The sequence below is a fragment of the Enterobacter sp. E20 genome, from assembly GCF_000801755.2.
GTDB classification, from domain to species: domain Bacteria; phylum Pseudomonadota; class Gammaproteobacteria; order Enterobacterales; family Enterobacteriaceae; genus Enterobacter; species Enterobacter asburiae_B.
On the sequence record NZ_CP012999.1, the window covers coordinates 2,235,924 to 2,257,033 of the forward strand.

Annotated in this window: 29 protein-coding genes; 17 read left to right on the top strand and 12 right to left on the bottom strand. The window is 55.2% G+C overall.

Features of this window, described 5'->3' with window-relative positions:
• Positions 1-3 precede the first annotated feature (3 nt).
• Positions 4-372, top strand: a complete 369-nt coding sequence (locus NI40_RS10580) for a MerR family transcriptional regulator (protein WP_039262595.1) — start codon at positions 4-6, stop codon at positions 370-372.
• A gap of 44 nt (positions 373-416) precedes the next feature.
• On the opposite strand, the gene NI40_RS10585 is transcribed toward NI40_RS10580, so the two are convergent.
• Entirely contained in the window at positions 417-731 is a 315-nt protein-coding gene (locus tag NI40_RS10585; protein ID WP_032639262.1) for a PTS sugar transporter subunit IIB, read from the bottom strand.
• Positions 732-844: 113 nt separating this feature from the next.
• On the bottom strand, positions 845-1,756 hold the full coding sequence (locus tag NI40_RS10590) for a LysR family transcriptional regulator (RefSeq protein WP_039262593.1): 912 nt from the start codon (positions 1,754-1,756) through the stop codon (positions 845-847).
• Between the two features lie 99 nt (positions 1,757-1,855).
• Between NI40_RS10590 and NI40_RS10595 the strand changes: the two genes are divergently transcribed.
• The 3 genes from NI40_RS10595 (at position 1,856) to NI40_RS10605 (ending at position 4,291) form a co-directional block, all read left to right on the top strand.
• On the top strand, positions 1,856-2,971 hold the full coding sequence (locus NI40_RS10595) for an alkene reductase (RefSeq protein ID WP_039262591.1): 1,116 nt from the start codon (positions 1,856-1,858) through the stop codon (positions 2,969-2,971).
• A complete protein-coding gene (locus NI40_RS10600) occupies positions 2,968-3,687 on the top strand; it encodes an SDR family oxidoreductase (RefSeq protein WP_039262590.1) in 720 nt (239 codons plus the stop codon). The genes NI40_RS10595 and NI40_RS10600 overlap by 4 nt, the downstream gene beginning before the upstream one ends.
• A 64-nt stretch (positions 3,688-3,751) precedes the next feature.
• Positions 3,752-4,291 carry an ester cyclase gene (locus NI40_RS10605; protein WP_039262588.1) on the top strand — a complete coding sequence of 180 codons (540 nt, stop codon included), beginning with the start codon at positions 3,752-3,754 and terminating at the stop codon, positions 4,289-4,291.
• Positions 4,292-4,330: 39 nt separating this feature from the next.
• Here the strand turns inward: NI40_RS10605 and NI40_RS10610 are convergent, their stop codons facing one another.
• On the bottom strand, positions 4,331-4,798 hold the full coding sequence (locus NI40_RS10610) for a nuclear transport factor 2 family protein (protein WP_023311608.1): 468 nt from the start codon (positions 4,796-4,798) through the stop codon (positions 4,331-4,333).
• 103 nt (positions 4,799-4,901) lie between these two features.
• On the opposite strand from NI40_RS10610, the gene NI40_RS10615 reads away from it, so the two are divergent.
• Positions 4,902-5,480 (top strand): TetR/AcrR family transcriptional regulator, encoded by a 579-nt coding sequence (locus NI40_RS10615; protein WP_033145454.1) that lies wholly within the window; start codon positions 4,902-4,904, stop codon positions 5,478-5,480.
• 51 nt (positions 5,481-5,531) lie between these two features.
• On the opposite strand, the gene NI40_RS10620 is transcribed toward NI40_RS10615, so the two are convergent.
• The gene (locus NI40_RS10620; protein WP_033145455.1) at positions 5,532-6,311 is read right to left on the bottom strand and encodes an SDR family oxidoreductase; all 780 of its coding nucleotides are present in this window, start codon (positions 6,309-6,311) and stop codon (positions 5,532-5,534) included.
• 90 nt (positions 6,312-6,401) lie between these two features.
• On the opposite strand from NI40_RS10620, the gene NI40_RS10625 reads away from it, so the two are divergent.
• The 3 genes from NI40_RS10625 to NI40_RS10635 all read left to right on the top strand — a co-directional run bounded on the left by NI40_RS10625 (position 6,402) and on the right by NI40_RS10635 (position 7,743).
• A complete protein-coding gene (locus NI40_RS10625; protein ID WP_023311611.1) occupies positions 6,402-6,740 on the top strand; it encodes a winged helix-turn-helix transcriptional regulator in 339 nt (112 codons plus the stop codon).
• Between the two features lie 67 nt (positions 6,741-6,807).
• A complete protein-coding gene (locus NI40_RS10630) occupies positions 6,808-7,212 on the top strand; it encodes a VOC family protein (RefSeq protein WP_039262586.1) in 405 nt (134 codons plus the stop codon).
• An 18-nt stretch (positions 7,213-7,230) separates the two neighbouring features.
• The gene (locus tag NI40_RS10635; protein WP_039262585.1) at positions 7,231-7,743 is read left to right on the top strand and encodes a GNAT family N-acetyltransferase; all 513 of its coding nucleotides are present in this window, start codon (positions 7,231-7,233) and stop codon (positions 7,741-7,743) included.
• Here NI40_RS10635 and NI40_RS10640 read toward each other — a convergent pair.
• The gene (locus tag NI40_RS10640; RefSeq protein WP_029740578.1) at positions 7,724-8,512 is read right to left on the bottom strand and encodes a hypothetical protein; all 789 of its coding nucleotides are present in this window, start codon (positions 8,510-8,512) and stop codon (positions 7,724-7,726) included. The genes NI40_RS10635 and NI40_RS10640 overlap by 20 nt on opposite strands.
• A gap of 1 nt (position 8,513) precedes the next feature.
• Positions 8,514-8,711, bottom strand: a complete 198-nt coding sequence (locus tag NI40_RS10645) for a hypothetical protein (protein ID WP_023311615.1) — start codon at positions 8,709-8,711, stop codon at positions 8,514-8,516.
• Positions 8,712-8,965: 254 nt separating this feature from the next.
• On the opposite strand from NI40_RS10645, the gene NI40_RS10650 reads away from it, so the two are divergent.
• From NI40_RS10650 to NI40_RS10685, 8 genes are read left to right on the top strand one after another with little or no spacing between them, the layout of a single operon-like run.
• Positions 8,966-9,400, top strand: a complete 435-nt coding sequence (locus tag NI40_RS10650) for a nuclear transport factor 2 family protein (protein ID WP_039262582.1) — start codon at positions 8,966-8,968, stop codon at positions 9,398-9,400.
• A complete protein-coding gene (locus NI40_RS10655) occupies positions 9,397-10,116 on the top strand; it encodes an SDR family NAD(P)-dependent oxidoreductase (protein ID WP_032657315.1) in 720 nt (239 codons plus the stop codon). The genes NI40_RS10650 and NI40_RS10655 overlap by 4 nt, the downstream gene beginning before the upstream one ends.
• Positions 10,113-11,372 (top strand): NAD(P)/FAD-dependent oxidoreductase, encoded by a 1,260-nt coding sequence (locus tag NI40_RS10660; RefSeq protein WP_039262580.1) that lies wholly within the window; start codon positions 10,113-10,115, stop codon positions 11,370-11,372. Before NI40_RS10655 ends, NI40_RS10660 begins: the two co-directional genes overlap by 4 nt.
• 1 nt (position 11,373) lies before the next feature.
• Positions 11,374-12,096: a DUF1365 domain-containing protein gene (locus tag NI40_RS10665; protein ID WP_039262579.1), complete on the top strand. Its 723-nt coding sequence runs from the start codon at positions 11,374-11,376 to the stop codon at positions 12,094-12,096.
• On the top strand, positions 12,093-13,313 hold the full coding sequence (locus NI40_RS10670) for an SAM-dependent methyltransferase (protein ID WP_039262577.1): 1,221 nt from the start codon (positions 12,093-12,095) through the stop codon (positions 13,311-13,313). Before NI40_RS10665 ends, NI40_RS10670 begins: the two co-directional genes overlap by 4 nt.
• Entirely contained in the window at positions 13,310-13,795 is a 486-nt protein-coding gene (locus NI40_RS10675; RefSeq protein WP_032657304.1) for a DUF2878 domain-containing protein, read from the top strand. The genes NI40_RS10670 and NI40_RS10675 overlap by 4 nt, the downstream gene beginning before the upstream one ends.
• A complete protein-coding gene (locus NI40_RS10680) occupies positions 13,792-14,313 on the top strand; it encodes a hypothetical protein (protein ID WP_039262576.1) in 522 nt (173 codons plus the stop codon). The genes NI40_RS10675 and NI40_RS10680 overlap by 4 nt, the downstream gene beginning before the upstream one ends.
• The gene (locus NI40_RS10685; protein ID WP_039262575.1) at positions 14,310-14,837 is read left to right on the top strand and encodes a DUF3833 domain-containing protein; all 528 of its coding nucleotides are present in this window, start codon (positions 14,310-14,312) and stop codon (positions 14,835-14,837) included. The genes NI40_RS10680 and NI40_RS10685 overlap by 4 nt, the downstream gene beginning before the upstream one ends.
• Before the next feature lie 108 nt (positions 14,838-14,945).
• On the opposite strand, the gene NI40_RS10690 is transcribed toward NI40_RS10685, so the two are convergent.
• Together NI40_RS10690 and NI40_RS10695 are read right to left on the bottom strand one after the other, a co-directional pair.
• Complete coding sequence (locus NI40_RS10690; RefSeq protein ID WP_039262573.1) at positions 14,946-15,401, bottom strand: DMT family transporter; 456 nt, start codon at positions 15,399-15,401, stop codon at positions 14,946-14,948.
• A 4-nt stretch (positions 15,402-15,405) separates the two neighbouring features.
• Positions 15,406-15,840 carry a DMT family transporter gene (locus tag NI40_RS10695; protein WP_032657293.1) on the bottom strand — a complete coding sequence of 145 codons (435 nt, stop codon included), beginning with the start codon at positions 15,838-15,840 and terminating at the stop codon, positions 15,406-15,408.
• Positions 15,841-15,935: 95 nt separating this feature from the next.
• Between NI40_RS10695 and NI40_RS10700 the strand changes: the two genes are divergently transcribed.
• Entirely contained in the window at positions 15,936-16,868 is a 933-nt protein-coding gene (locus tag NI40_RS10700; RefSeq protein WP_039262572.1) for a LysR family transcriptional regulator, read from the top strand.
• A 4-nt stretch (positions 16,869-16,872) separates the two neighbouring features.
• Here the strand turns inward: NI40_RS10700 and NI40_RS10705 are convergent, their stop codons facing one another.
• From NI40_RS10705 to NI40_RS10720, 4 genes are all read right to left on the bottom strand, one after another.
• A complete protein-coding gene (locus tag NI40_RS10705) occupies positions 16,873-17,901 on the bottom strand; it encodes a methionine synthase (RefSeq protein ID WP_023311627.1) in 1,029 nt (342 codons plus the stop codon).
• A 23-nt stretch (positions 17,902-17,924) separates the two neighbouring features.
• Positions 17,925-18,899: a DUF1852 domain-containing protein gene (locus NI40_RS10710; protein WP_039262570.1), complete on the bottom strand. Its 975-nt coding sequence runs from the start codon at positions 18,897-18,899 to the stop codon at positions 17,925-17,927.
• Positions 18,900-19,143: 244 nt separating this feature from the next.
• Positions 19,144-19,827, bottom strand: a complete 684-nt coding sequence (locus NI40_RS10715; protein ID WP_039262569.1) for a YrhA family protein — start codon at positions 19,825-19,827, stop codon at positions 19,144-19,146.
• 13 nt (positions 19,828-19,840) lie between these two features.
• On the bottom strand, positions 19,841-20,953 hold the full coding sequence (locus NI40_RS10720; protein WP_039262566.1) for a DUF6883 domain-containing protein: 1,113 nt from the start codon (positions 20,951-20,953) through the stop codon (positions 19,841-19,843).
• Positions 20,954-21,110 lie beyond the last annotated feature (157 nt).

Consider the following 21,110-nt stretch of genomic DNA (forward strand, 5'->3'; position numbering starts at 1 on the left):
GCGATGCGAATTGGTGAACTGTGTGCGAAAACGGGATTGTCGAAAGAGACGGTGCGTTACTATGAGCGACAGGGGCTGTTAGAGAATATCCCGCAACCCAATCGCAGCAATAACTATAAAGTCTTTTCCGCCGTCGATTTACAGCGTTTAAACATGATCAAGCATGCCAAAATGCTGGGTTTTACCTTAGCTGAAATTGCAGAGGTTTTGGCTGTCTGGGTTGACGACAACTTTACCGCTGAGCAAAAACAGGCGTCTCTGCGCCACAAGCTGCAGCAGCTTGAAGAGAAAGAAGCGGCGTTAATTGAACTCAGAGCCAGGTTGAAAAACGCCCTTAATAAGGTCGGTCAGCCTTGTGTCGACACGTTTTGATCGCCGGGTGAGAGGAGGCCGCAAAACCGATGCGGCCTTATCTGTCAGGCAGCCAGTTCAGGCATCTGTTCCTTCACGAAATTCAATACGTTCCTCGCGTCGAGAGAGGCATAGGGCAGGCTCTCAATAATGGCGATTGAACGCGTATTGCCCACCGTTTCTTTTATCTCATCGAGTTTGTACTGAATGTGCGGCGCGATGAGGAAACCATCGAAAGCGGGAGCGACGCTGGCGAAGTTATCCAGCCCAACAGCGCTAATCATCAGCGGATAGCCTTCGCGTTCTGCCAGAGACTGCATTTTTTTGGCGAGAGAGTTTGCGGTATTACCAAACAAACAACAGATCAGAAGCTTTTTCATATTTTGTACCTCCTGAAAACCGCACACAGAGTAGTCCTGAGGTTGTCACCGAAATGCGCGCCATCTCTTATTTTGGCGAGAAATTAACCGCAGATGCCTGACGCGATTTAATTTTACTGCTTTTTTAGCCAGTCGAGAAAAAACTGGCTAAACGCCGTGACCTGAAGCGGCTGCAGTTTGCGCTGGGGGTAAACAAGCTGCAGGCCGACATCTTTGCGATCGTATCGGCTAAAGCCGGTGAAGCTGTCGGCAAACAGTACCGTGAGCCTTCCGGTTTCAACATCGTCTTTGACGTCCCACCACGATTTCCCCGCGATGCCAGCCCCGCTGAGAGCCCACTGACGAAGCAAAGCCCCGTCGTCGCACACCATGGCTGGCTCTACGCGAACGACGCTTTCATCGCCATCTTTTTCAAAGCGCCATTCGTTCATCACCACGCCCTGAGACTCAAGCGCCAGGCACCGGTGCTGAGCTAAATCGGCAAACGTGGATGGAATTCCTCGTTCGCTTAGATACTCCCCGGAGGCGACCAGCACCCGATGGTTCGGGCGGATGTTTCTGACGACAAGGCTGCTGTCCGGCAGGTTGCCAAAACGCACGCTCATATCCAGCCGGTTAGCGACCAGGTCCTCAACGTGTTCTCTTAGCGATATGAAAAATTTAACGTCGGGATGGCGTCGGGAGAATTCCACGACGGCGGGGCTAAGATACTGTCTGCCAAAGTCCGAGGGTGCAGAAAGGCGAATGTTGCCGCTGAGCACGCCTTCCTTTTGCGTCAGTAACGACTCGGCGTGATGCACTTCTTCCAGCACGCGCAGCGCGGCATGGTAAAACTCTTCCCCGGCGCGGGTCAGCGCGATCGATCGCGTTGAGCGGTGAAACAGGCGCGTCTGGTAACGCTCCTCAATCGCCTTCAGCCTGGCCGTCATGGTGGCGGGGGAAAGCGACAGGCGTCGCCCGGCGGCAGAAAGACCGCCAGCCTCGGCAACTTCCACCAGTAACGCCATGTCTTCGAGTTTACCCATTATTCATATATTCCGAAAAGTGAATCTGATTTTAGCGTAATTATCAAAATCAGATGCCGACTGTAAAGTGATTTCATCCAAACCATAAGGGATGAAAACATGCAACGTACCTCACTTTTTGAACGTTACAGGCTGGGTCAGCAAGACCTGAAAAACCGTATCGTCATGGCGCCGATGACCCGCGCGCGCTCCCTTCAGCCGGGAAATATTCCCTCGGCGCTGATGGCGGAGTATTACCGGCAGCGGGCCAGCGCCGGATTAATCATCACGGAAGCCACCCAGATTTCGCCTCAGGGCCAGGGATACTCCTGGACGCCCGGCATCCATTCGCCTGAGCAGGTTTCAGGATGGCAGCTCACCACGGGCGCCGTGCATCAGGCGGGCGGGGTGATTTTTTCGCAGCTCTGGCACGTCGGGCGGATGTCGCACGCCAGCTTTCATCAGGATGGTCAGCCCGTCGCCCCATCAGCGCTGGCCCCGGACGCGCAGGTGTGGGTGGTGAATGAAAAGGGGGAAGGCCAAATGGTTGACTGCCCGCAGCCGAGAACCCTCTCGCGCAAGGACATCCTCAGCATCATCGCGGACTATCGTCAGGCGGCACTGAATGCCGTTCAGGCCGGGTTTGACGGCGTGGAGGTTCACGGCGGAAACGGCTATCTGATCGACCAGTTTCTTCGTCAAACCTCCAACAAACGCACGGATGAGTACGGCGGCACGCTGGCGAACCGGATCCGCTTTGCTCAGGAGGTGCTAAGCGCCATTGCCGAGGCCATTGGCCGCGAGCGTACGGGCATTCGCCTTTCACCGTTTATTACCCAGCGCGGGATGAACGATCCGCAGGTGACGGAAGCCATACTCGCTCTCGCGGCCTGGTGTGAACAAGAAGGGATTGCGTTCATCCACCTGGCGGAAGCCGACTGGGACGATGCGCCGCAGGTACCAGAGCAGTTCCGACAATCGCTACGTGAGACGTTTAGCGGAACCCTTATCGTCGCGGGGAACTATAACCTTGAAAAAGCGGAAAAGATCCTTGCTGCCGGCTATGCCGATTTGATTGCCTTCGGACGGCCGTTTATTGCCAACCCGGATTTACCCCACCGTCTGGCGCACCAGCTGCCTCTGGCCCAGGTGCGCGATCCCGCCACGCTGTTTGGCGGAACCGCGACGGGATATACCGATTACCCCATTTACACCCTGCAGGAGAAAACGCTATGACCCGTAAAACCTTAATTATCGGCGGCGCTTCCGGCATCGGTTTCGCCGTGGGCAGCCTGCTTGCCGGGCGCGGCGAGGAGATTATTCTTGCGGGCCGCGACGGCGCGAAGCTGGACGCTGCGCGGCAACGGCTGAGCGCCCACGCCGCGTCTGTTCATACCCTCGTGCTGGATATCAGCCGTGAGGCAGAGCTTGTCGCACTCGGTGAAACGCTGGGTGAGGTCAATAATATCGTCGTTACGGCGGGTTCACAGGCACCGGGAGGGCTTCTTTCCGGGCTGGATCTCCGCGCGGCAAGGCTGGCTTTTGATACAAAATTCTGGGGAAGCATCAATGTCGCCCGCTATCTCAGCGGGAACATCGCCCCCCGCGGTACGCTGACGTTCACCAGCGGGTTCGTGGCGCGTCGCACCGTGGCGGGCGCCATTGTTAAAACGACGATGAATGCCGCCATCGAGGCCGCGACAAAAGTGCTGGCGAAAGAGCTTTCACCGCTGCGCGTCAACGTCGTGAGTCCGGGGCTGACCGACACGGAAGCGTATACGGGCATGGACGCCGCCGCGCGGGAAAAAATGCTCGCTGGCGCGGCGGAAACCCTGCCAGCCAAAGCCTGGGGAAGGGCGGAGAACGTCGCGCAAGGATATCTTTTCGCCATTGATAATCCCTTTGTCACGGGGTCGGTCATTGATATTGAAGGCGGGGCGTTAATTAACTGACCCTTTCTGATTTGAACCGCAGGAAATCGACTGCGGGTAATGTAATACTCTATTGAGAGATATCATGAAATATTCGACGTATTTTTATTCGGCTGTAGCGATGGTTATTTTTTCAGGTCTGTCGGGCAATGCGATTTCCGCGCAGGGGGAATGGCTTCAGCCGAAACAGCTTATAGTGGACAACAGCCTGCCGCAGGCGCAATTAAAGGCGAGTGAAGCCGCCGCCAGAGAATATGCTTCATTCTGGAACACGGGTAATGAAAACCTGGCGCGTGATGCCCTGGCGGCAGGTTTTATTGATAAAACGCCTCCGGAAGGGCGTAGGCAGGGGCCGGAAGGCGCTATTTTAGCGTCCCGCGCGTTTCGCGCAGCCGTGCCTGATTTGCGCTGTGACGTTGAGCAAATGATTATTTCAGGCGATCGCGTGGTTTCGCATTTACATTTTCACGGCACGTTCACCGGAACATTTGGCAAGCTGAAAGGACAGGGGCAGAAAATTGATTTTATCGCCACGGATATTTATGAGATTGGTGACGGTAAAATTGTGGCTAACTGGCATATTGAGGACAACCTGACGCTGATGAAACAGTTGGGCGCGCTGTAAATTCATCACTCCGGGGCGGCCCGGAGTGATGCAAAAATCCTATAGGCCAAGATCGCTCAGCGAAGGGTGATCGTCAGGACGTCTGCCCAGCGGCCAGTGGAACAGACGCTCAGAGGCTTTGATTGGCATATCGTTTACGCAGGCAAAGCGGCGTTTCATCAGTCCGTCCGGCTCAAACTCCCAGTTTTCATTGCCGTAAGAGCGGAACCAGTTGCCGGAATCATCATGCCATTCATAGGCATAGCGCACCGCGATCCGGTTCTCCGTAAATGCCCAGAGCTCTTTAATCAGACGATAGTCCAGCTCTTTTTTCCATTTCCGCTCCAGAAACGCCTGGGCTTCTTCACGGTTGGTGGCGAACTCTGCGCGGTTACGCCATTGGGTATCCAGCGTATAGGCAAGCGCGACTTTCGCCGGGTCGCGGCTGTTCCAGCCATCTTCTGCCAGTCTGACTTTTTCGATGGCGCTTTCACGAGTGAAGGGCGGTAAAGGAGGACGTGTGTTCATGGCGATTACCTCAGTGTTATATTATGTAGACAGGTCTGTCTACTTGCGGTAATCTATGCCTGTAAAATAACGCTGTCAACATTATTTTAGAGGCTACCCAAAAGTGAAAACAGAACCCGCAGACAACGATACTAAAATCAGCGTCAGAGATAAGATATTACTCACGGCGCACGATCTGTTTTATTCCACGGGCTTCAGGGCGACGGGGGTGGATACGCTTATTAAAGCGTCTAAAGTGACCAAGGTGACGTTCTATCGCCATTTCCCGAGTAAAAGCTTGCTTATTCTTGCCTATTTGAACTACCGGCATGAAATATGGATTAACTGGTTTGAGACCACGCTGCGTCGACATCTCGATCAAGGCGAAATACCTGCTGATGCGATATCCGCAACGCTTTACGAATGGTTTATTTCGCCCGAGTTCCACGGCTGCGCGTTTATTAACGCCAGCGCAGAGGCGAAATCGGAAGATATTGAAAACGAAATAAAAGAGATATGCCGCAGTCATAAATCAGAAACAAAGAAAATTATTGCCTTGCTGACGAAGAGTGCTGATGAGCGCGTCGTCAATGAAATCATGCTGCTCATTGACGGCGCAATTATTCATGCACAGATGGGTATGGATTCAGAAACGGTAAGACATGCGTTAAAAAAGGGCCTGGAGAAACTGTCCGATCGGTGATATTCCCCGGTGCTTAATCAACTCTCGCACCGAGCCGATTAAGCACCCGCGTTACACTGTGGGAATGGTGCCGCCATCAATCACAAATTCAGTACCGGTGATACTCGCAGCATGCGATGAAGCGAGGAAGACGATGAGGTTGGCCACCTCTATCGGTCTGGCAGGGCGTCCGAGCGGTATTCCACCTAGCGCCTTCATAATGATCTGCTTGCCGCCTTCGTAGTCTGTTCCTGCCTGCTTTGCCAGCCTCTCAGCCAGCGCAACCGCCGCTTCAGTTTCGATCCAGCCGGGCGCAACGCGCACCACCCGAACGCCCTTCGGTGAGACTTCCTTTGAAAGGCTTTTACTGTAGGTTGAGAGGGCTGCTTTAGCCGCCGCATAACCCGTTGTTGATTCCGGTAACGGCAGCTCGCGCTGAATAGACGTCACGTGAATAATCACCCCATTTCCCTGCGCGAGCATTCCGGGAAGCAGGGCGCGATCTAAGCGTACTGCAGGCAACAAATTAAGATTGAGCTCCTGCTGCCACTCTTCTTCGCCAAGCGCAGCAAAACCGCCGCCGGGTGAGGTTGAACCGCCCGCAACATGGATAATCACGTCGACGCCTCCCATCTGCTCCTGAACTGCAGATGCGACAGCGGCACATCCAGCGACCGTCGTAAGGTCAGCGGCGACGAAAGTATCTGCGACATCTACGTCCGGCTCGTGGCGCGCAGTGGTGAATACCGTTGCACCGAGCTGTTTTAAAAGCCCGACGACCGCTTTTCCGAGCCCTTTCGTGCCCGCGGTAACAAGCACGCGTTTGCCTTTAAAATCAATATCTAATGACATGACCTTGCACTCCCGTTATTTACAGTACAGGTATATTCAACATAGACTGAGAAATTGACAAGTACGCACGAAAAAGTGAGCTACTGAATTATGAGTAAGTTATATAGTCCGGAATCTGCCGCGAGCGGCGTGGAGCAAGTGTTACGGCTGCTGGAAGGCCGCTGGAAATTAATTATTCTTTTTCATCTTTTCGACGGAAAAGTGCAGCGCTACTCTGATTTCGAAAAACTGATCCCCGGTATTTCCCAGAAGATGCTGGCGCAGCAGCTCAGGCAACTTGAATCCGATGGTATCGTTTCGCGGATGGTCTACCCGCAAGTGCCACCGAAAGTGGAGTATCGCCTCACCGATTGGGGGCAGGCATTATGTCCGGCGCTTGATGCCATGCTGAAATGGGCAGAAAAGCGCGAGGCTTACGCAAGCCAGTAAATCCGGCGGCCAGCACGCTGCAATGGGATAGCGTGCCCGTAACCCATTTATGCAAAGGAAACGAAAAATGAGAACACAGAAGCGATGCCTTGGCTGCGTGGCTATTGTGGTTGATGACTACGATCGCGCCATTGAATACTACACCAACAAGCTGGGGTTTACCCTCGTAGAGGATACGCCTCAACCGGGTAAACGCTGGGTGGTCGTCTCACCCAACCCGGAAAGTGACTGCAACATTTTGCTGGCTCGCGCTTCTAACGAGAGGCAGGAAAGCTTTATCGGCAATCAATGCGGCGGCAGAGTTTTCCTCTTCCTCCAGACGGACGATTTTTGGCGCGATTACCGTGCCATGAAAGACAAAGGCGTTCATTTCTGCGAAGAGCCTCGTGAGGAAGAGTACGGTACGGTAGTGGTGTTTGAAGATATTTACGGCAACCGCTGGGATCTCTACCAAAATGCCCAACGCGGGTGATTACCAGGGAGACTTTCCATGACGCTTCAAATTCGACAGGCCACCCGTGCCGATGCCGCGCTCTTAAGCGAGCTGGGATACCGAATCTATCCCGCCCATTTTCAGCATCTGTGGGTGTCAGACGCAGAGATGAAGGATTTTCTGGACGGCGAGTACGCGCTTTCCGTACTTGAACAGAGCCTGAAAGATAACGCTGTTTCCTGGTATGTTGCTGAGACCGATCGGCCAGTGGGATTTATGAAAGTGACCTGGGAAGCCCTGCTCCCGGAAACGGACAAGAAGGGCGTTCTCCTCAACAAGCTCTACCTCGATCCCACCGAGACCGGCAAGAACTATGGCCAGGTGATGTTCAACAGCATCACCGATATGGCCCGGAGCAGGGGAAAAGACTATCTCTGGCTGGAAGTGCTTGAGCAGAACGCGGGAGCGTACCGGTTCTACCAGAAGCAGGGCATGCTCTGCGTTAAGAACGTCCTTTTCGAAACCGCTTCACAGCAGAGCATTCTCAGAATTATGGGGATGTCTCTTTAGGGCGAGAGCTCTCGTCGCGCTGTGCCAGCGATAGCGCGCTGGCGCTGGCGGGATCGAACAGCGAGAGGCTCTCAATCTGATTGAGTAAAATCACCTTCCGGAATGACATGGCGCTGCGGGGCTCGGAGTCGAGCGTGATGTCATGCTCCGCATACCACTTGCTGTAGTTATTCTCGATGCGAAAGTTCATCGTCTTCGCATCTCTGTACCCGCTTAACATCGGGATCAGCACGATATTGGCCGTTTTTTCATATTCCAGCGTCGCGGTGTGGATCATGCCGACGTAAATCCGCCTCGACCGCAGCGTGACCTGCGCCAGTTCCCCTTGCTCCATACACTGATACAGCAGCTGTTCAATACCGCTCGACTGCGCCAGACGTTTATAGAGCTTTTTCCGGCTTTCGCCGTCCAGCCTGGCGCTGCCTGCCCAGTTAGAGCGGTAGAGGCAAAACAGGATGGCAAACGCCAGCATCACGACCACCGGCGCCTGAATGCCTAAAAAGCTCCAGTTCATAAAGTCGATTTGCCAGTCGGTATATTTCGGCGAGGCAAAGTGAAAAGCGTTGTTGGCTGCAGAAAGAGCGAGCAGGAGCAGCCAGAGCAGACCGGTGGCAATCACGCCCTGCAGAACGAAAATACAGCCGTACAGCGCCACAAGAAAATAGACGTCCCAGCCAAAGGAGCGCTTGATTTTAAAGCGTGTCGACAGGTCGCGGCTGGTGTACCAGTACCCGCATACCATCAGCACCATAAATATCGCCGTTCCCATATCAGGCCCTCTTCAGCATGTTGACGTGACGCAGAAAATCCTGCCGTACCTCGTTGCTTTTGTAGTTCACCGAGGCGTTCCCGTCCTGGTCGATAATGATGCGATCGCCATCTTCGACGGCTTCAATAATTTCCTGCTGGCTCATCACCTGCAGTAAGGATTCCGGGCTTGAGAATAGGGAGAGAAAGAAACGTTTCATGCAGGCATCCTTATGAATAAAAAGGATAAGCCTGGAAGAAGACCGGCGAGTTTGCCTTAAGGAAATCCTGAAAGTTAAAGTCGGGTGGCGGCCACTCCTTACCCGGCCTACAAAACTCACTTTTTACTGTTATTAAGTTATTGATATATAGTTAAAATAAAAAATAAACCATCACAAACTTGGACAAATAACGTTAATTGTGTAAGTTTTAAGTATGCGATTACGCCACGTTGTTTACAGCCAGGATGTGACCCATGAGCACTATGCCCTCTGTCGTGAGTCGGTTTGTTGAGTACTACGCCGCACTGGATAGCCAGCCGCCGTCCGCGCTGGTGGGGCTTTACCATTCGAATGCCACGCTTATCGATCCGTTTGGCGAGCATGACGGGATTTTCGCGCTTCAGCGCTATTTCACCCATCTGCTGGCCAACGTCGAGCATTGCCGTTTTAACATCGATACGCCGCTGTGCAGCGGGAACCGGTTTGCTGTGACCTGGGTAATGCACTGGTCGCATCCGCGCATTGCCGGGGGAGAGCCGCTCGAACTGCCGGGGTGTTCGGTGGTGAACACGGAAAACGATCTCATCACGCACCAGCGCGACTACTACGATGCGGGAGAGATGATCTACGAACATCTTCCTCTGCTGGGCTGGGCGGTACGCGGCGTGAAGCGGAGGGTCAAATCATGAAAACGGTGCTGATCACCGGAGCAAGCTCGGGCATTGGCGCCGGGCTGGCGAAATCCTTTGCCGCAGACGGCTACCACGTGATTGCCTGCGGACGCGATCCGGCGCGCCTCGAAGCGCTGCATCAGACCTGCCCCAATCTCACCGTTCGCCTGTTCGATATGACAGACAGGGATGCCTGTCGCCAGGCGCTGACCGGCAGCTACGCCGATCTGATTATTCTCTGCGCCGGTACCTGCGAATATCTCGATGGAGGCGTGGTGGATGCGGCGCTGGTGGAGCGGGTTATGGCGACAAATTTCCTCGGCCCGGTGAACTGTCTTGACGCGCTGCAGCCCCAGCTGACGGCTGGCAACCGCGTAGTGCTGGTGAGTTCCATGGCCCACTGGCTACCTTTCCCACGGGCAGAGGCCTACGGCGCGTCCAAAGCGGCCCTGAGCTGGTTTGCCGAGAGTTTGCGCCTGGACTGGGAGCCAAAAGGAATTGCCGTCACGGTGGTCTCCCCGGGCTTTGTTGATACGCCGCTGACGCGCAAAAACGACTTTGCCATGCCGGGCAGGGTGAGCGTCGACGAGGCGGTCAAGGCGATCCGTACCGGGCTGGCGGCAGGGAAAATGCATATCGCGTTTCCTGACGGGTTTGGCTTTATTTTGCGGTTGCTCTCCGGGCTGCCTGCGTTTCTTCAGCGCGCGCTGCTGCGCAGGATGGTGCGTTCATGAACATTGCGATTATCGGCAGCGGCATCGCCGGGCTGACCTGCGCCTGGCGCCTGGCCGGGCACCATCAGGTGACCCTGTTTGAAGCGGGCGCCACGCCCGGCGGCCATACCGCAACGGTTGACGTCCCGACGCCACAGGGTACCTACGCGATCGATACCGGGTTTATCGTTTACAACGATCGCACCTATCCGCGCTTTATGGGCCTCCTCAGCGAGCTGGGCATCAGCGGACAAAAAACGCAGATGAGCTTTTCGGTGCACAACCCGGCGACGGGGCTGGAGTACAACGGACACACCCTGACGTCGCTGTTTGCCCAGCGCCGAAACCTGGTGAATCCGGCATTCTGGCGGCTGCTCGGGGAGATCGTCCGCTTCAATCGTCTGGCGAAACAGGCGCTGGACGGGGAGGTGGACCCGAACGCCACGCTGCAAACGTTTCTGGAAAAGCACGGCTTCACGCCGTTTTTTGCGCGCCACTACATTCTGCCGATGGGGGCCGCCATCTGGTCCTCGTCGCTGCAGGAGATGAAGCGTTTCCCGCTGCCGCTTTTCTTACGTTTCTTCCAGAACCACGGGCTGCTGGATATCACCCAGCGCCCGCAGTGGTACGTGGTGCCGGGCGGATCGCGGGAGTATATCCGCGCCATGCTCGACAAGCTGGGCGACCGTCTGAATCTGCATCTCAATTCTCCGGTGCAGCGGGTGAGCCGCCACGAGCACGGGGTTACGCTTCAGCTTGAAAACGGCAGCCATACTTTCGATCGGGTGATTTTTGCCTGCCACTCCGCCAGCGCTCTGGCGATGCTTGATGACCCGACGCCCGCAGAGCGCGAGGTGCTGGGCGATATCGGCTGGCAGCGCAACGAGGTCGTTTTACACAGCGATCCGCGATGGCTGCCGGAGCGGCGGCGCGCGTGGGCCAGCTGGAACTATCGCCTGAGCGCTCAGGAACAGGCCAGCGCCTGCGTCACCTACAACATGAACATCCTGCAGGGGCTCCCTGCGGGCAGTCCGCTGTTCTGCGTCACCCTCAACCCGGACGCGCCGGTGGATGAGCGCTTCGTTCTGCAACGCTTTGTCTATGAACATCCGCTGTTTAACCCGCAAAGCTGGCGGGCGCAGGCGCGGCGCGGCGAGATCAACGGTCATAACCGGAGCTGGTACTGCGGTGCCTGGTGGTACAACGGTTTTCATGAAGATGGCGTGCGCAGCGCGCTGGACGTGGTCAACGCGATAGCGGCCGGAGAGGGGAACTGAGATGAACAGCTGCCTCTACCACGGCGTGTTACGCCACCGCCGCCTTCAGCCGAAAACCCATGAATTCAGCTACAGCGTCTTTATGGCCTGGCTGGATCTCGATGAACTGCCGCTGCTGCCGTCAGTCGGCGTGCGGCGCAATCGCTTTGCCGGCGCATCGTTCCACGACGCTGACTATCCGCTCGGCACGCCGCTTAAAGAGAACGTGCTCAGCAGGCTGGAGAGCCTGACCGGGGAACGTCCGGACGGGCGGGTGATGCTCCTGACGCAGCTGCGCTATTTCGGCTTTCATTTCAATCCGGTCAACTTTTACTACTGCTACGACGGGAAGGGAACGCTGCGCTGGGTTCTGGCGGAGGTCCGCAACACGCCGTGGAATGAACGTCATTACTATGCCGTCAACGGACAGGATGTGCAGCCGACGGAAAAAGCGTTTCACGTTTCCCCCTTCAATCCGATGGACATGATCTACCACTGGCGCTTTAACGACCCGGATAACACGCTGCATATGCACATTGAAAATCATCAGGAAGCGAAGGTTTTTGACGCCACGCTGGCGCTGCGCCGGGAGCCTTTGACGCGCTCCGCGCTGCGCTCGCTGTTGCTGCGCATTCCGCTCATGACCCTGAAAACCGTTTTTGCCATTTACTGGCAGGCGCTGCGCCTGTGGCTCAAGCGCGTGCCGCTGTATAACCATCCCGTCAGCAGGAGTGAACGCTCATGACCGATCCCGTCTTTGCGTTAGAACCCGATATTCCGCGCAACGTCCGCATCGCGCGATGGCTGCTGTTTCGTCTGTTAAGCGGTATCCGCGGCGGCTCGCTCACGCTGCGTGAAGGGGCGCAGACCTTTCATTTTGGCGAGACATCCTCCGCGCTGCACGCCGACGTGCAGATCCTCACGCCCGGCGTCTACTGGCGCGTGTTAACAGGCGGGAGCCTTGCTGCAGCAGAAGCCTGGATGGACGGCGAATGGGAAACTGCGCACCTTACGCCGCTTCTGGAGCTGCTCGCGATAAACGGCGAGGTGCTTGGCCGTCTGGAAAACGGGTTCCGTCTGCTCGGCAGGCCGCTGGAGCGGATACGCCACTGGACGCGGCGTAACTCCCGCATGCAGGCGCGCGAAAATATTGCCGCCCATTACGATCTGGGCAATACCTTTTACGCCCATTTTCTGGATCAAGAGCTGCTCTATTCCAGCGCGCTATTTACCGCTGACGAGCAGGATCTGACGGCGGCCCAGCAGGCCAAAATGGCGCGCCTGTGTGACCAGCTGGCGCTAAGCCCGGGTGACCACCTGCTGGAAATTGGCACCGGCTGGGGCGCGATGGCGGAATACGCGGCGCGTCATTACGGCTGTCGGGTGACGACCACCACGCTGTCGCAGGAGCAATATAGCTGGGCGACAGAGCGGATCGCCCGCGCGGGGTTGCAGGATCGCGTTGAGGTACTGCTCTGCGACTATCGCGACCTCACCGGACAGTACGACAAGCTGGTCTCAATCGAGATGATTGAAGCCGTCGGGCAACGCTATCTGCCCACGTTCTTCCGCACCTGCCAGGCGCGGCTGCGCCCGGGAGGACGGATGGCGATTCAGGCCATTACCATTCAGGACCAGCGCTATCGCGACTACAGCAAAAGCGTCGATTTTATCCAGCGCTACATTTTTCCCGGCGGCTTCCTGCCGAGCATCACCGCGATGAACGAGCTGATGACGCGCCACACCGATTTCGTGGTGCGCAATCTTTTCGACATGGGCCCCGACTACGCCCGCACGCTGGCCCACTGGCGGCAGCGCTTTGTCCACGCCTGGCAGGAGATTGAAAAGCTCGGCTTCGATGAACGGTTCCGCCGCATGTGGCTGTACTACTTTGGCTACTGTGAGGCCGGGTTTAACGCTCGCACCATCAGCGTGGTGCAGCTGACCGCCGAGCGCGTATGAGACGTTACCTTCAGGTCTTCCTGCTCGCCGTCGCGTTCGATCTCTACTGGGCGCTGGTGGTGCTCTTTCGCGAACAGGGCCTGATTATCTGGCTCGCGCTGGCGATCCTGGCATGCCTGCTCTTGCCGCCTGCTTACCGTTTTTACGCCATTGGGCTGGCCGCGGCGGGCAGTCTGCTGGACGCACTCTGGGCCCTGACCGGGCTGATTGCCTTTACGGGCGAGTCCCTGATGCCGTTATGGATGGTGGCACTGTGGCTGATGTTCGCCACGGTCTGGACGCAGCTGACGCGCACCACCACGCTACCCGGCTGGCTGCTGACCCTGCTGGCCGCCGTGGGCGGACCGGTGGCCTACCTGTTCGGCGAGCGGCTGGGAGGCATCACGTTTCTGGAGCCGACCTTTATCGTCGTCAGCTGGATGGCGCCGGGCTGGCTGGTACTGATGCTGTTTTTCCACCTGCTGATGGGGAGACAAAAATGAGATCTGTGGTTTTGCTGCTTTGGCTGACGCTGGTTGTTCCGGTTGCCCAGGCCGCCGACTGGCTTGCCTGGCGGAAGGTGGGTGACGCCACGCTCACCTGGGGACCTTTCACCGTCTACACCTCCCAGCTGCGCACCCCGGATGGCCGTTACAGCCGGGACCAGGATCAGGCGCTCATTATTACCTATGCGCGGGACATCGATCGCGATGAACTGGTTGAGGCGACCCGCGACCAGTGGCAGGCGCAGGGGATCCTGGCCCAGGAGCCGCAAAGCGAAGCCTGGCTGCGGATGCTCCGGTCGCTATGGCCGGATGTTCGCCCGGGCTCACAGCTGGCGTTTGTTCTCAACGATAAGCAGGGGCAGTTCTGGTATCGCGCGTCAGCGGCGCAAACATCCTTTATTCCACTCGGACCGCGCCAGTCGGAAGCGTTCAGCACCCGTTTTCTGGCCATCTGGCTCGATCCCCGCACGCAATATCCTGAGCTGCGTCAGCAGTTAATCGGAGGCCAAAAATGAAACGTATCCTGATGATGGCGCTGGCATTCACGATGCTGCTGGCGGGCTGTAGCACTGAGGTGGCCGAGTATCGCCAGCAGCAGCCGCGGCTTGATATCTTCCACTACTTCCAGGGCAAAACCGAAGCGTGGGGGATGGTGCAGGATCGCAGCGGCAAGCAGATCCGCCGTTTCCACGTTGAGATTGCCGGAGACGTTATCGGCGATACGCTGACGCTGAATGAGCACTTTGTCTACGACGATGGCGAGAAACAGCAGCGGGTCTGGCATATACGCCGCGTGGGGCACGATCGCTACGAGGGAACGGCAGGGGATATTGAAGGGGTTGCCACGGGGCAGGCTGCAGGCAACGCCTTTAACTGGCATTACAGCATGAACGTGAAGGCCAACGGCAGCACCTGGCTACTGAACTTCGACGACTGGATGTATCTGCAGGATGAGACGCATCTGTTTAATAAAACCGAGATGAAGAAGCTGGGCGTCACCGTCGCCACGGTGACGCTGTTCTTTACCCGTAAAGAGTGATGATGCGAGCAGTGAACTATCCCCTCGCCCCTATGGGGAGAGGGTTAGGGTGAGGGGAACATAGGGCGGCTGTGGTCATTCGGTACACTCTATGTTCCTCAATATTTTTTAGCTTTCGGCGCGGGATTTGCTTCCCGAGTATATAAAGGCCAGGGCAATCCCCAGGCACACCACCGCGCTCAGACGGCTCGGTGAAAACGGAATGGCGGGATTGCCCAGCCAGCCAAAGTTATCAATCAACATACTCATGGCGAGCTGGCCGAATATCACCGCCACCGTGGCGACGGCGGTGCCGATGCGCTGCACCGCCACGACCATGATCACAATGTAGGGCACGCCGAACATCGCCCCGATGAGCTGCCATTTCGGCACGTCCAGCAGCGTGACCGCCTGCTTCGGTTCAAAGAAGAAAATGAGCAGGGCGGTTACCAGCGCGCCGACGGAAAACGTCAGAAACGCGCTTTTAAATACCCCGACATTGCTGCCGAGCTGCCCGTTAATCGCGGCCTGAATGCTCAGCGTTGCGCCGCCGCAGACGGCCAGAAGAATCATTATCAGCGTCATATCATCACCCCTGCGCGACCAGAACCAGTGCCGCAATAATAAAAACCAGCGCCACGATACGTTTTGCGTTTATCTTCCTGTGCGGTGTACCCAGCAGGCCAAAGTGGTCAATGATCAGGCTTTTAAAAACCTGACCAGCCAGAATGCCAATCATCGTCAGAGCGATGCCGATGGTCGGCGTGGCGATCGTCAGAATGACCACGTAAACAGGGCCAAGCACGCCGCCGAGCAGCTGCCAGCCGGGCTGGGCGAAAAACGACGGGCTGTTACGCGGGCTGAAAAACAGCATCAGCAGAAACGTCAGCGCGGCGCCGACGCCAAAAATGCTGAACGTCGCCCATAAATCGCCCACTTCTCCCCCTAATGGCCCCAATAGCCCCGCCTCGACGGAGAGGCCCATCCCGCCGGCAATCACCAGTAAAATCAAAACAAACTGCATTACGCTTCCTCCGTTTTCAGGCGAAGAAGATTACGTCGGTAGACCAGTGAGAAAAATGCCATAATGCAGGAAACACCTTTGCAGGAAATGCATTAATGTCAGATGCCGGAAGCATGAACCTTCGCTCACTGCTGCTGTTTATTGCCGTCTATGAAACGCAGAACTTTTCCGTCGTCGCGCGACGAGAGGGAATCTCTGCCTCGCAGGTGTCGCGCATTGTTCATCAGCTTGAGGACGCGCTCGGCCAGCAGCTGTTCTATCGCAATACCCGGGCGGTGATCCCCACGGAAAGCGGGCATCTGTTTATCCGCTATGCCCGGGCGATGGTCGATAACTTCGAAGAGGCGCGTCGTGAGCTGGATGAACGTTCGACCGAACCCTCCGGCACGGTCCGCATAAACGGGCCGGTATTTTTTGGACAGAGACACGTTGCGCCCGGACTGGCAGGTCTGGCCGAGCGTTATCCACGGTTAACCATTGAGCTGACGCTGACCGATGACTTTATCGACCCGCACCGGGATGCCGCCGATCTCATCTTCCGCATCGGCACGCTGACGGATTCGACGTTCCACGCCCGTGTTTTTGGGCAGCAGCGCTACCACCTCGCCGCGTCGCCCGCGTATCTGCGTCAACACGGCGTCCCGGCCGACCCGACCGAACTGAGCCAGCACAAATGTCTGGTCTATCGCGGTTCGTCCGGGCCTAACCGCTGGCTCGTGCGGCGCAAAGGGGAGAATTGGGTGCATTATCCCGTCGCGCCGCTGATGACGTCCAATAATGCGGAGTCGCTGCTCATTGCCGCGCTGGGTGGGATGGGGATCGTCCTGTTTCCGGACTGGCTGATTGGCGACAGGCTGAAGCGGGGCGAGCTGATCGCCCTTATGCCGGAAATGGCGTGCGCCATCAACACGGAGCAACTCAATATTGCGGCGATCTATCCTAACGCACGTCATCCGCCCCTGAACGTCAGGGCGGTGATTGATTATTACGTGGCGTTTTTCGGTACGCCGCTCTACTGGCAAACGTAAGGGATTACGCGCCGAGCTCCTTGCGGATAATCTCTGCGCCGGCGCTGAGCGCTTTCAGCTTGCCGTTAGCCACCTGACGTGAAAGCGGAGCCATGCCGCAGTTGGTTGACGGGTAAAGCTTGTCGGCATCGACGAACTGAAGCGCTTTACGCAGCGTATCGGCGACTTCCTCCGGCGTTTCAACGGCGTTGGTTGCCACATCAATCGCGCCGACCATCACCTTTTTACCGCGGATCAGCTCCAGCAGATCCATCGGTACGCGGGAGTTGTGGCACTCCAGGGAGATAATGTCGATATTAGAGGTCTGCAGCTTAGGGAAGGCCTCTTCGTACTGGCGCCACTCTGAGCCGAGCGTTTTTTTCCAGTCGGTATTGGCTTTGATGCCGTAGCCGTAGCAGATGTGTACCGCGGTTTCGCACTTCAGCCCTTCAATGGCGCGCTCCAGCGCGGCGATACCCCAGTCGTTCACCTCGTCAAAAAAGACGTTAAATGCCGGTTCATCAAACTGGATAATATCGACGCCTGCGGCCTCTAACTCACGCGCTTCCTGATTGAGGATTTTGGCGAATTCCCAGGCCAGCTTTTCGCGGCTTTTATAGTGCGCGTCGTAAAGGGTGTCGATCATGGTCATTGGCCCGGGCAGGGCCCATTTGATCGGCTTGTCCGTGAGCTGACGCAGGTACTTCGCATCGTCCACGAATACCGGCTTCTGACGCGCAACGGCTGAAACTACGGTCGGCACGCTGGCGTCGTAGCGGTTACGAATGCGCACCGTCTGGCGATTTTCAAAATCCACGCCGCTCAGGTGTTCAATAAAGGTGGTGACGAAGTGCTGGCGGGTCTGTTCTCCGTCGCTGACGATATCGATACCCGCGCGGATCTGCTCATCCAGGGACAGGCGCAGCGCGTCCTGTTTACCCGCCAGGAGTTCCTGATCCTGTAATTTCCAGGGTGACCACAGCGTTTCAGGTTGTGCAAGCCAGGTCGGCTTAGGCAGGCTGCCAGCCGTAGAAGTCGGGAGCAATGTTTTCATAATAAAAGACCTTTTTTGATGAATTAAAGCGTGTAGTTATCAGACCACTGCTCAAGAATGTGTTGGTAAGGCTTAATAAAGTACGCTTCGGTAAAGCGACCCTGTTCAATCGCCAGTCGGCTACGCTCTTTCCGGTCATAAACAATTTTGGTTAAGGAGTGATCCTGCTGGTTCAGATCCGGTCGGTAGCACAGTCCCGCCGCCGAGTTTGCGTTATAAATTTCCGGGCGATAGATTTTCTGGAACGTCTCCATCGTGCTGATGGTGGCAATCAGCTCCAGATCGGTGTAGTCACTCAGCAAATCCCCGGTAAAGAAGAACGCGAAAGGCGCCACGCTGTTCTCCGGCATGAAATAGCGAACCTGCAGGCCCATCTTCGCGAAGTACTGTTCCGTTAGCGACTCGCCATCCGGCTGATATTCAATGCCCAGTACCGGGTGCTGGTTACCGTTGCGGCGATAGGTGTCTTTGCTGGAGACGCTCAGGCAGATCACCGGACCCTTGCTAAAGTTTTCTTTGTATTCCGGCGAATTGACAAAGTGGCGGAAAATATTGCCGTGCAGTTCGCCAAACTTTTCCGGAATGCTGAAGTGCTGCTGGTTCTTGTTGTGTTCCAGCAGGCGCACGCTGAAATCATAATCCCGCACGTAAGAAGAGAAGTTATTCCCGACGATGCCAGGGATACGCAGGTTATTTTTTTTGTCGACAATCGTGGTTTGCAATATCTCAATGGCCGGGAACGGTTTTTCCGCGCCAATGTTCAAGTCGACAGAGATGATTTCCAGCTCAACCGCGTAGCGATCGGCGTTTGGGTTATCCCAGCGCGCCAGGGCGTTAAAGCGGTTGTTGATCATCACCAGCGTATTGCGCAGGTTTTCCTGACGTTTTTCCCCGCGCGCCAGGTTCGCAAAGTTGGTGGTCGTACGCGTATTTTCTGACGGGTTGTAATTCTCATCGAAGCAACTGCGCTTAAGGGTATATGTGAAAGCTTTGCTCATTGTGGTTATGCATCCTAAGTTCATGTTGCTAAGAAGTTACCGATGCATAATTTATGCCTGAGCCCGCGGCGCAGGGGAAGTGACTTAATTTCAATGCAACATGAGCGAAGTTCATGAACAGTGTTGCGCACAGGCTGGAGAGGGCAGTGAGAGAAGAGGTATCGGAATGCTTTCGTTATACCTCCTTATTAATGTGATCCAATAGGCTGGTTGAAAATACAACCAGCAATTGATGTTGCGGATTTCAGCTCAACGTATCAATCAGCGTGGACAATAATTCGCTGAGGTTAGCATGTGTTTCAATCGCATAATCCATTGATGCTTTATCACGGATCTCGAAACAGTCATCTGTGAAGTTGTAGGCAAACACGGTCATACCATCTTCACCAATGAGTACCTTGTCAGTAAGGTTCGGATCAACATAGCTTTCGTTGTCACGTATTTCAAAGTTACGAATGTAGATATTCGACCATACGGGTTCACCGTTCTCCGCCTGCACCAGGCTGTACAGCGTCAAACCGTTATACTCAAGGCCATCCATGATTTCGAACATACCAGAGTAGTCCAGCCGGTTAACCATCAGACGTTGGATATCCTCGTAAACTCTTCTCTTCTGAGCATCCCATTCAGCAGGGGCGGCTTTGTACATCAAGTCTGTCATTACGTCAGGATCTACTGGGTTGGCTACCGGGAAATGATTGTCAACCAGCAGTGTTTTAAGGATACCTGGAGTGAAATAACTCTTTAGTTGAGCAGGAAGCAAAGCAGGCATTGCGATTGTTCTTCCTTCCTCATCGCAAAACTCGACAAGATAGCCCCGCGTAGGGGTGTCGAAAACCATAACAATGGTACCAAGAGTCCCTTTTACCAGTCCTTCATCCGGTAAATCCTCGCCTAAAACCACTACGTCTAATTCGGCTCTTTTCATTTGTATTTTCTCATTAAACGAATATGGTTGTCAGGCGAGGAACTAACGCGTCTGTTTCATACATCCAACCTGTACGCACGATCGCTGTTTCATCATTGACGCCTAAAATGGACATATCGACAGCCATTGTTTGGCCGTAATTATTTGCCTGCAACACTTTTGCTGGGGCCGATAATACGCCTTCCTGAATTCTTGCGGCTAAAACATCTGCATTAGTTGGGTTGTATCCCAGCGCTGATTCAAATACCCTGGCTTTGTGCCCCCCTGTAGGATGTGTTGAATCTAAAGCATAAGCCGCGAGTTTTTTTGGGTCGATAACGGCGTGTTTAGCATTCACTAATGTACCATTCTCAGAGGTGAAACCTTTTACATATGGGTTTTCTAGTGCTGGTATCTTACCGAGGCCCGATATTTCGTCTATTTCGCTTAAAGGGCTCAACCTGCCAATTGTCAATCCTGCTACAATGGAGGCACCCGTAATAATTAACCCTTTGTTGTTCATGATTTGATCGTAGCCCGCTGGAGCATCCCCACCAAGCTGCTGTGCGGTTTCATGAAAAGCTTCAATATTGCCGTTATACACCCCACCAGCGGCGAGCAGTCGACCAACAGCTTTACTATTCAGCGTTTTCCCCGACTGTGAAGTTGTTGGCCCGAAATAATCATAATGCATCCGTTGAGTGGGAGCAGGCTTCCTGCCTTGCCGATCGGCAATAACGTGCCGGTAAGCGCTCATGATTTCGTCTTTATACCATGCATGCCACGAAGAGGAAGTAGGGGTAAAAATTAGCTCGCCGTTATTGTCGATATAAAACGGGTTCCGGTCGCTGCTCCAGCGCCTGGAGGTATCTACTCCAACAAGCCAGCCAATTTGAAGTTCGCGTTCTACTTGATCATAAATGGGATCTGCGTAGCTGCGATGCCTTCGTTCATAGGGTCTTTGATGTGGAGATATGCTGTATTTTCTTTTGGGAAGACCAAAAGAGAGGCTATGACCGTTTGCTTCATAAGACAGATCATAATGTTTGCAAGCCTCTTTCAGCGAACCTGCTGGAGAAAGAATGTATTGAAAATCTTCAGGTTTTAATTGCCGTGTTATATCATGTGACCGGTAGAGTCGAAACATGCGGAACCCTTATCGTTAAGCACCATTGTTCCTTTTAAGGGCTTATTTTTTCTTCATTCTCTTAATTAAGAAAAAACAGCCTACGCCTGAAGCGATCGCAATTATTCAATCCACATCATATTCACGAACTGCTCATTTTTTTTAAGAAAATGACCTG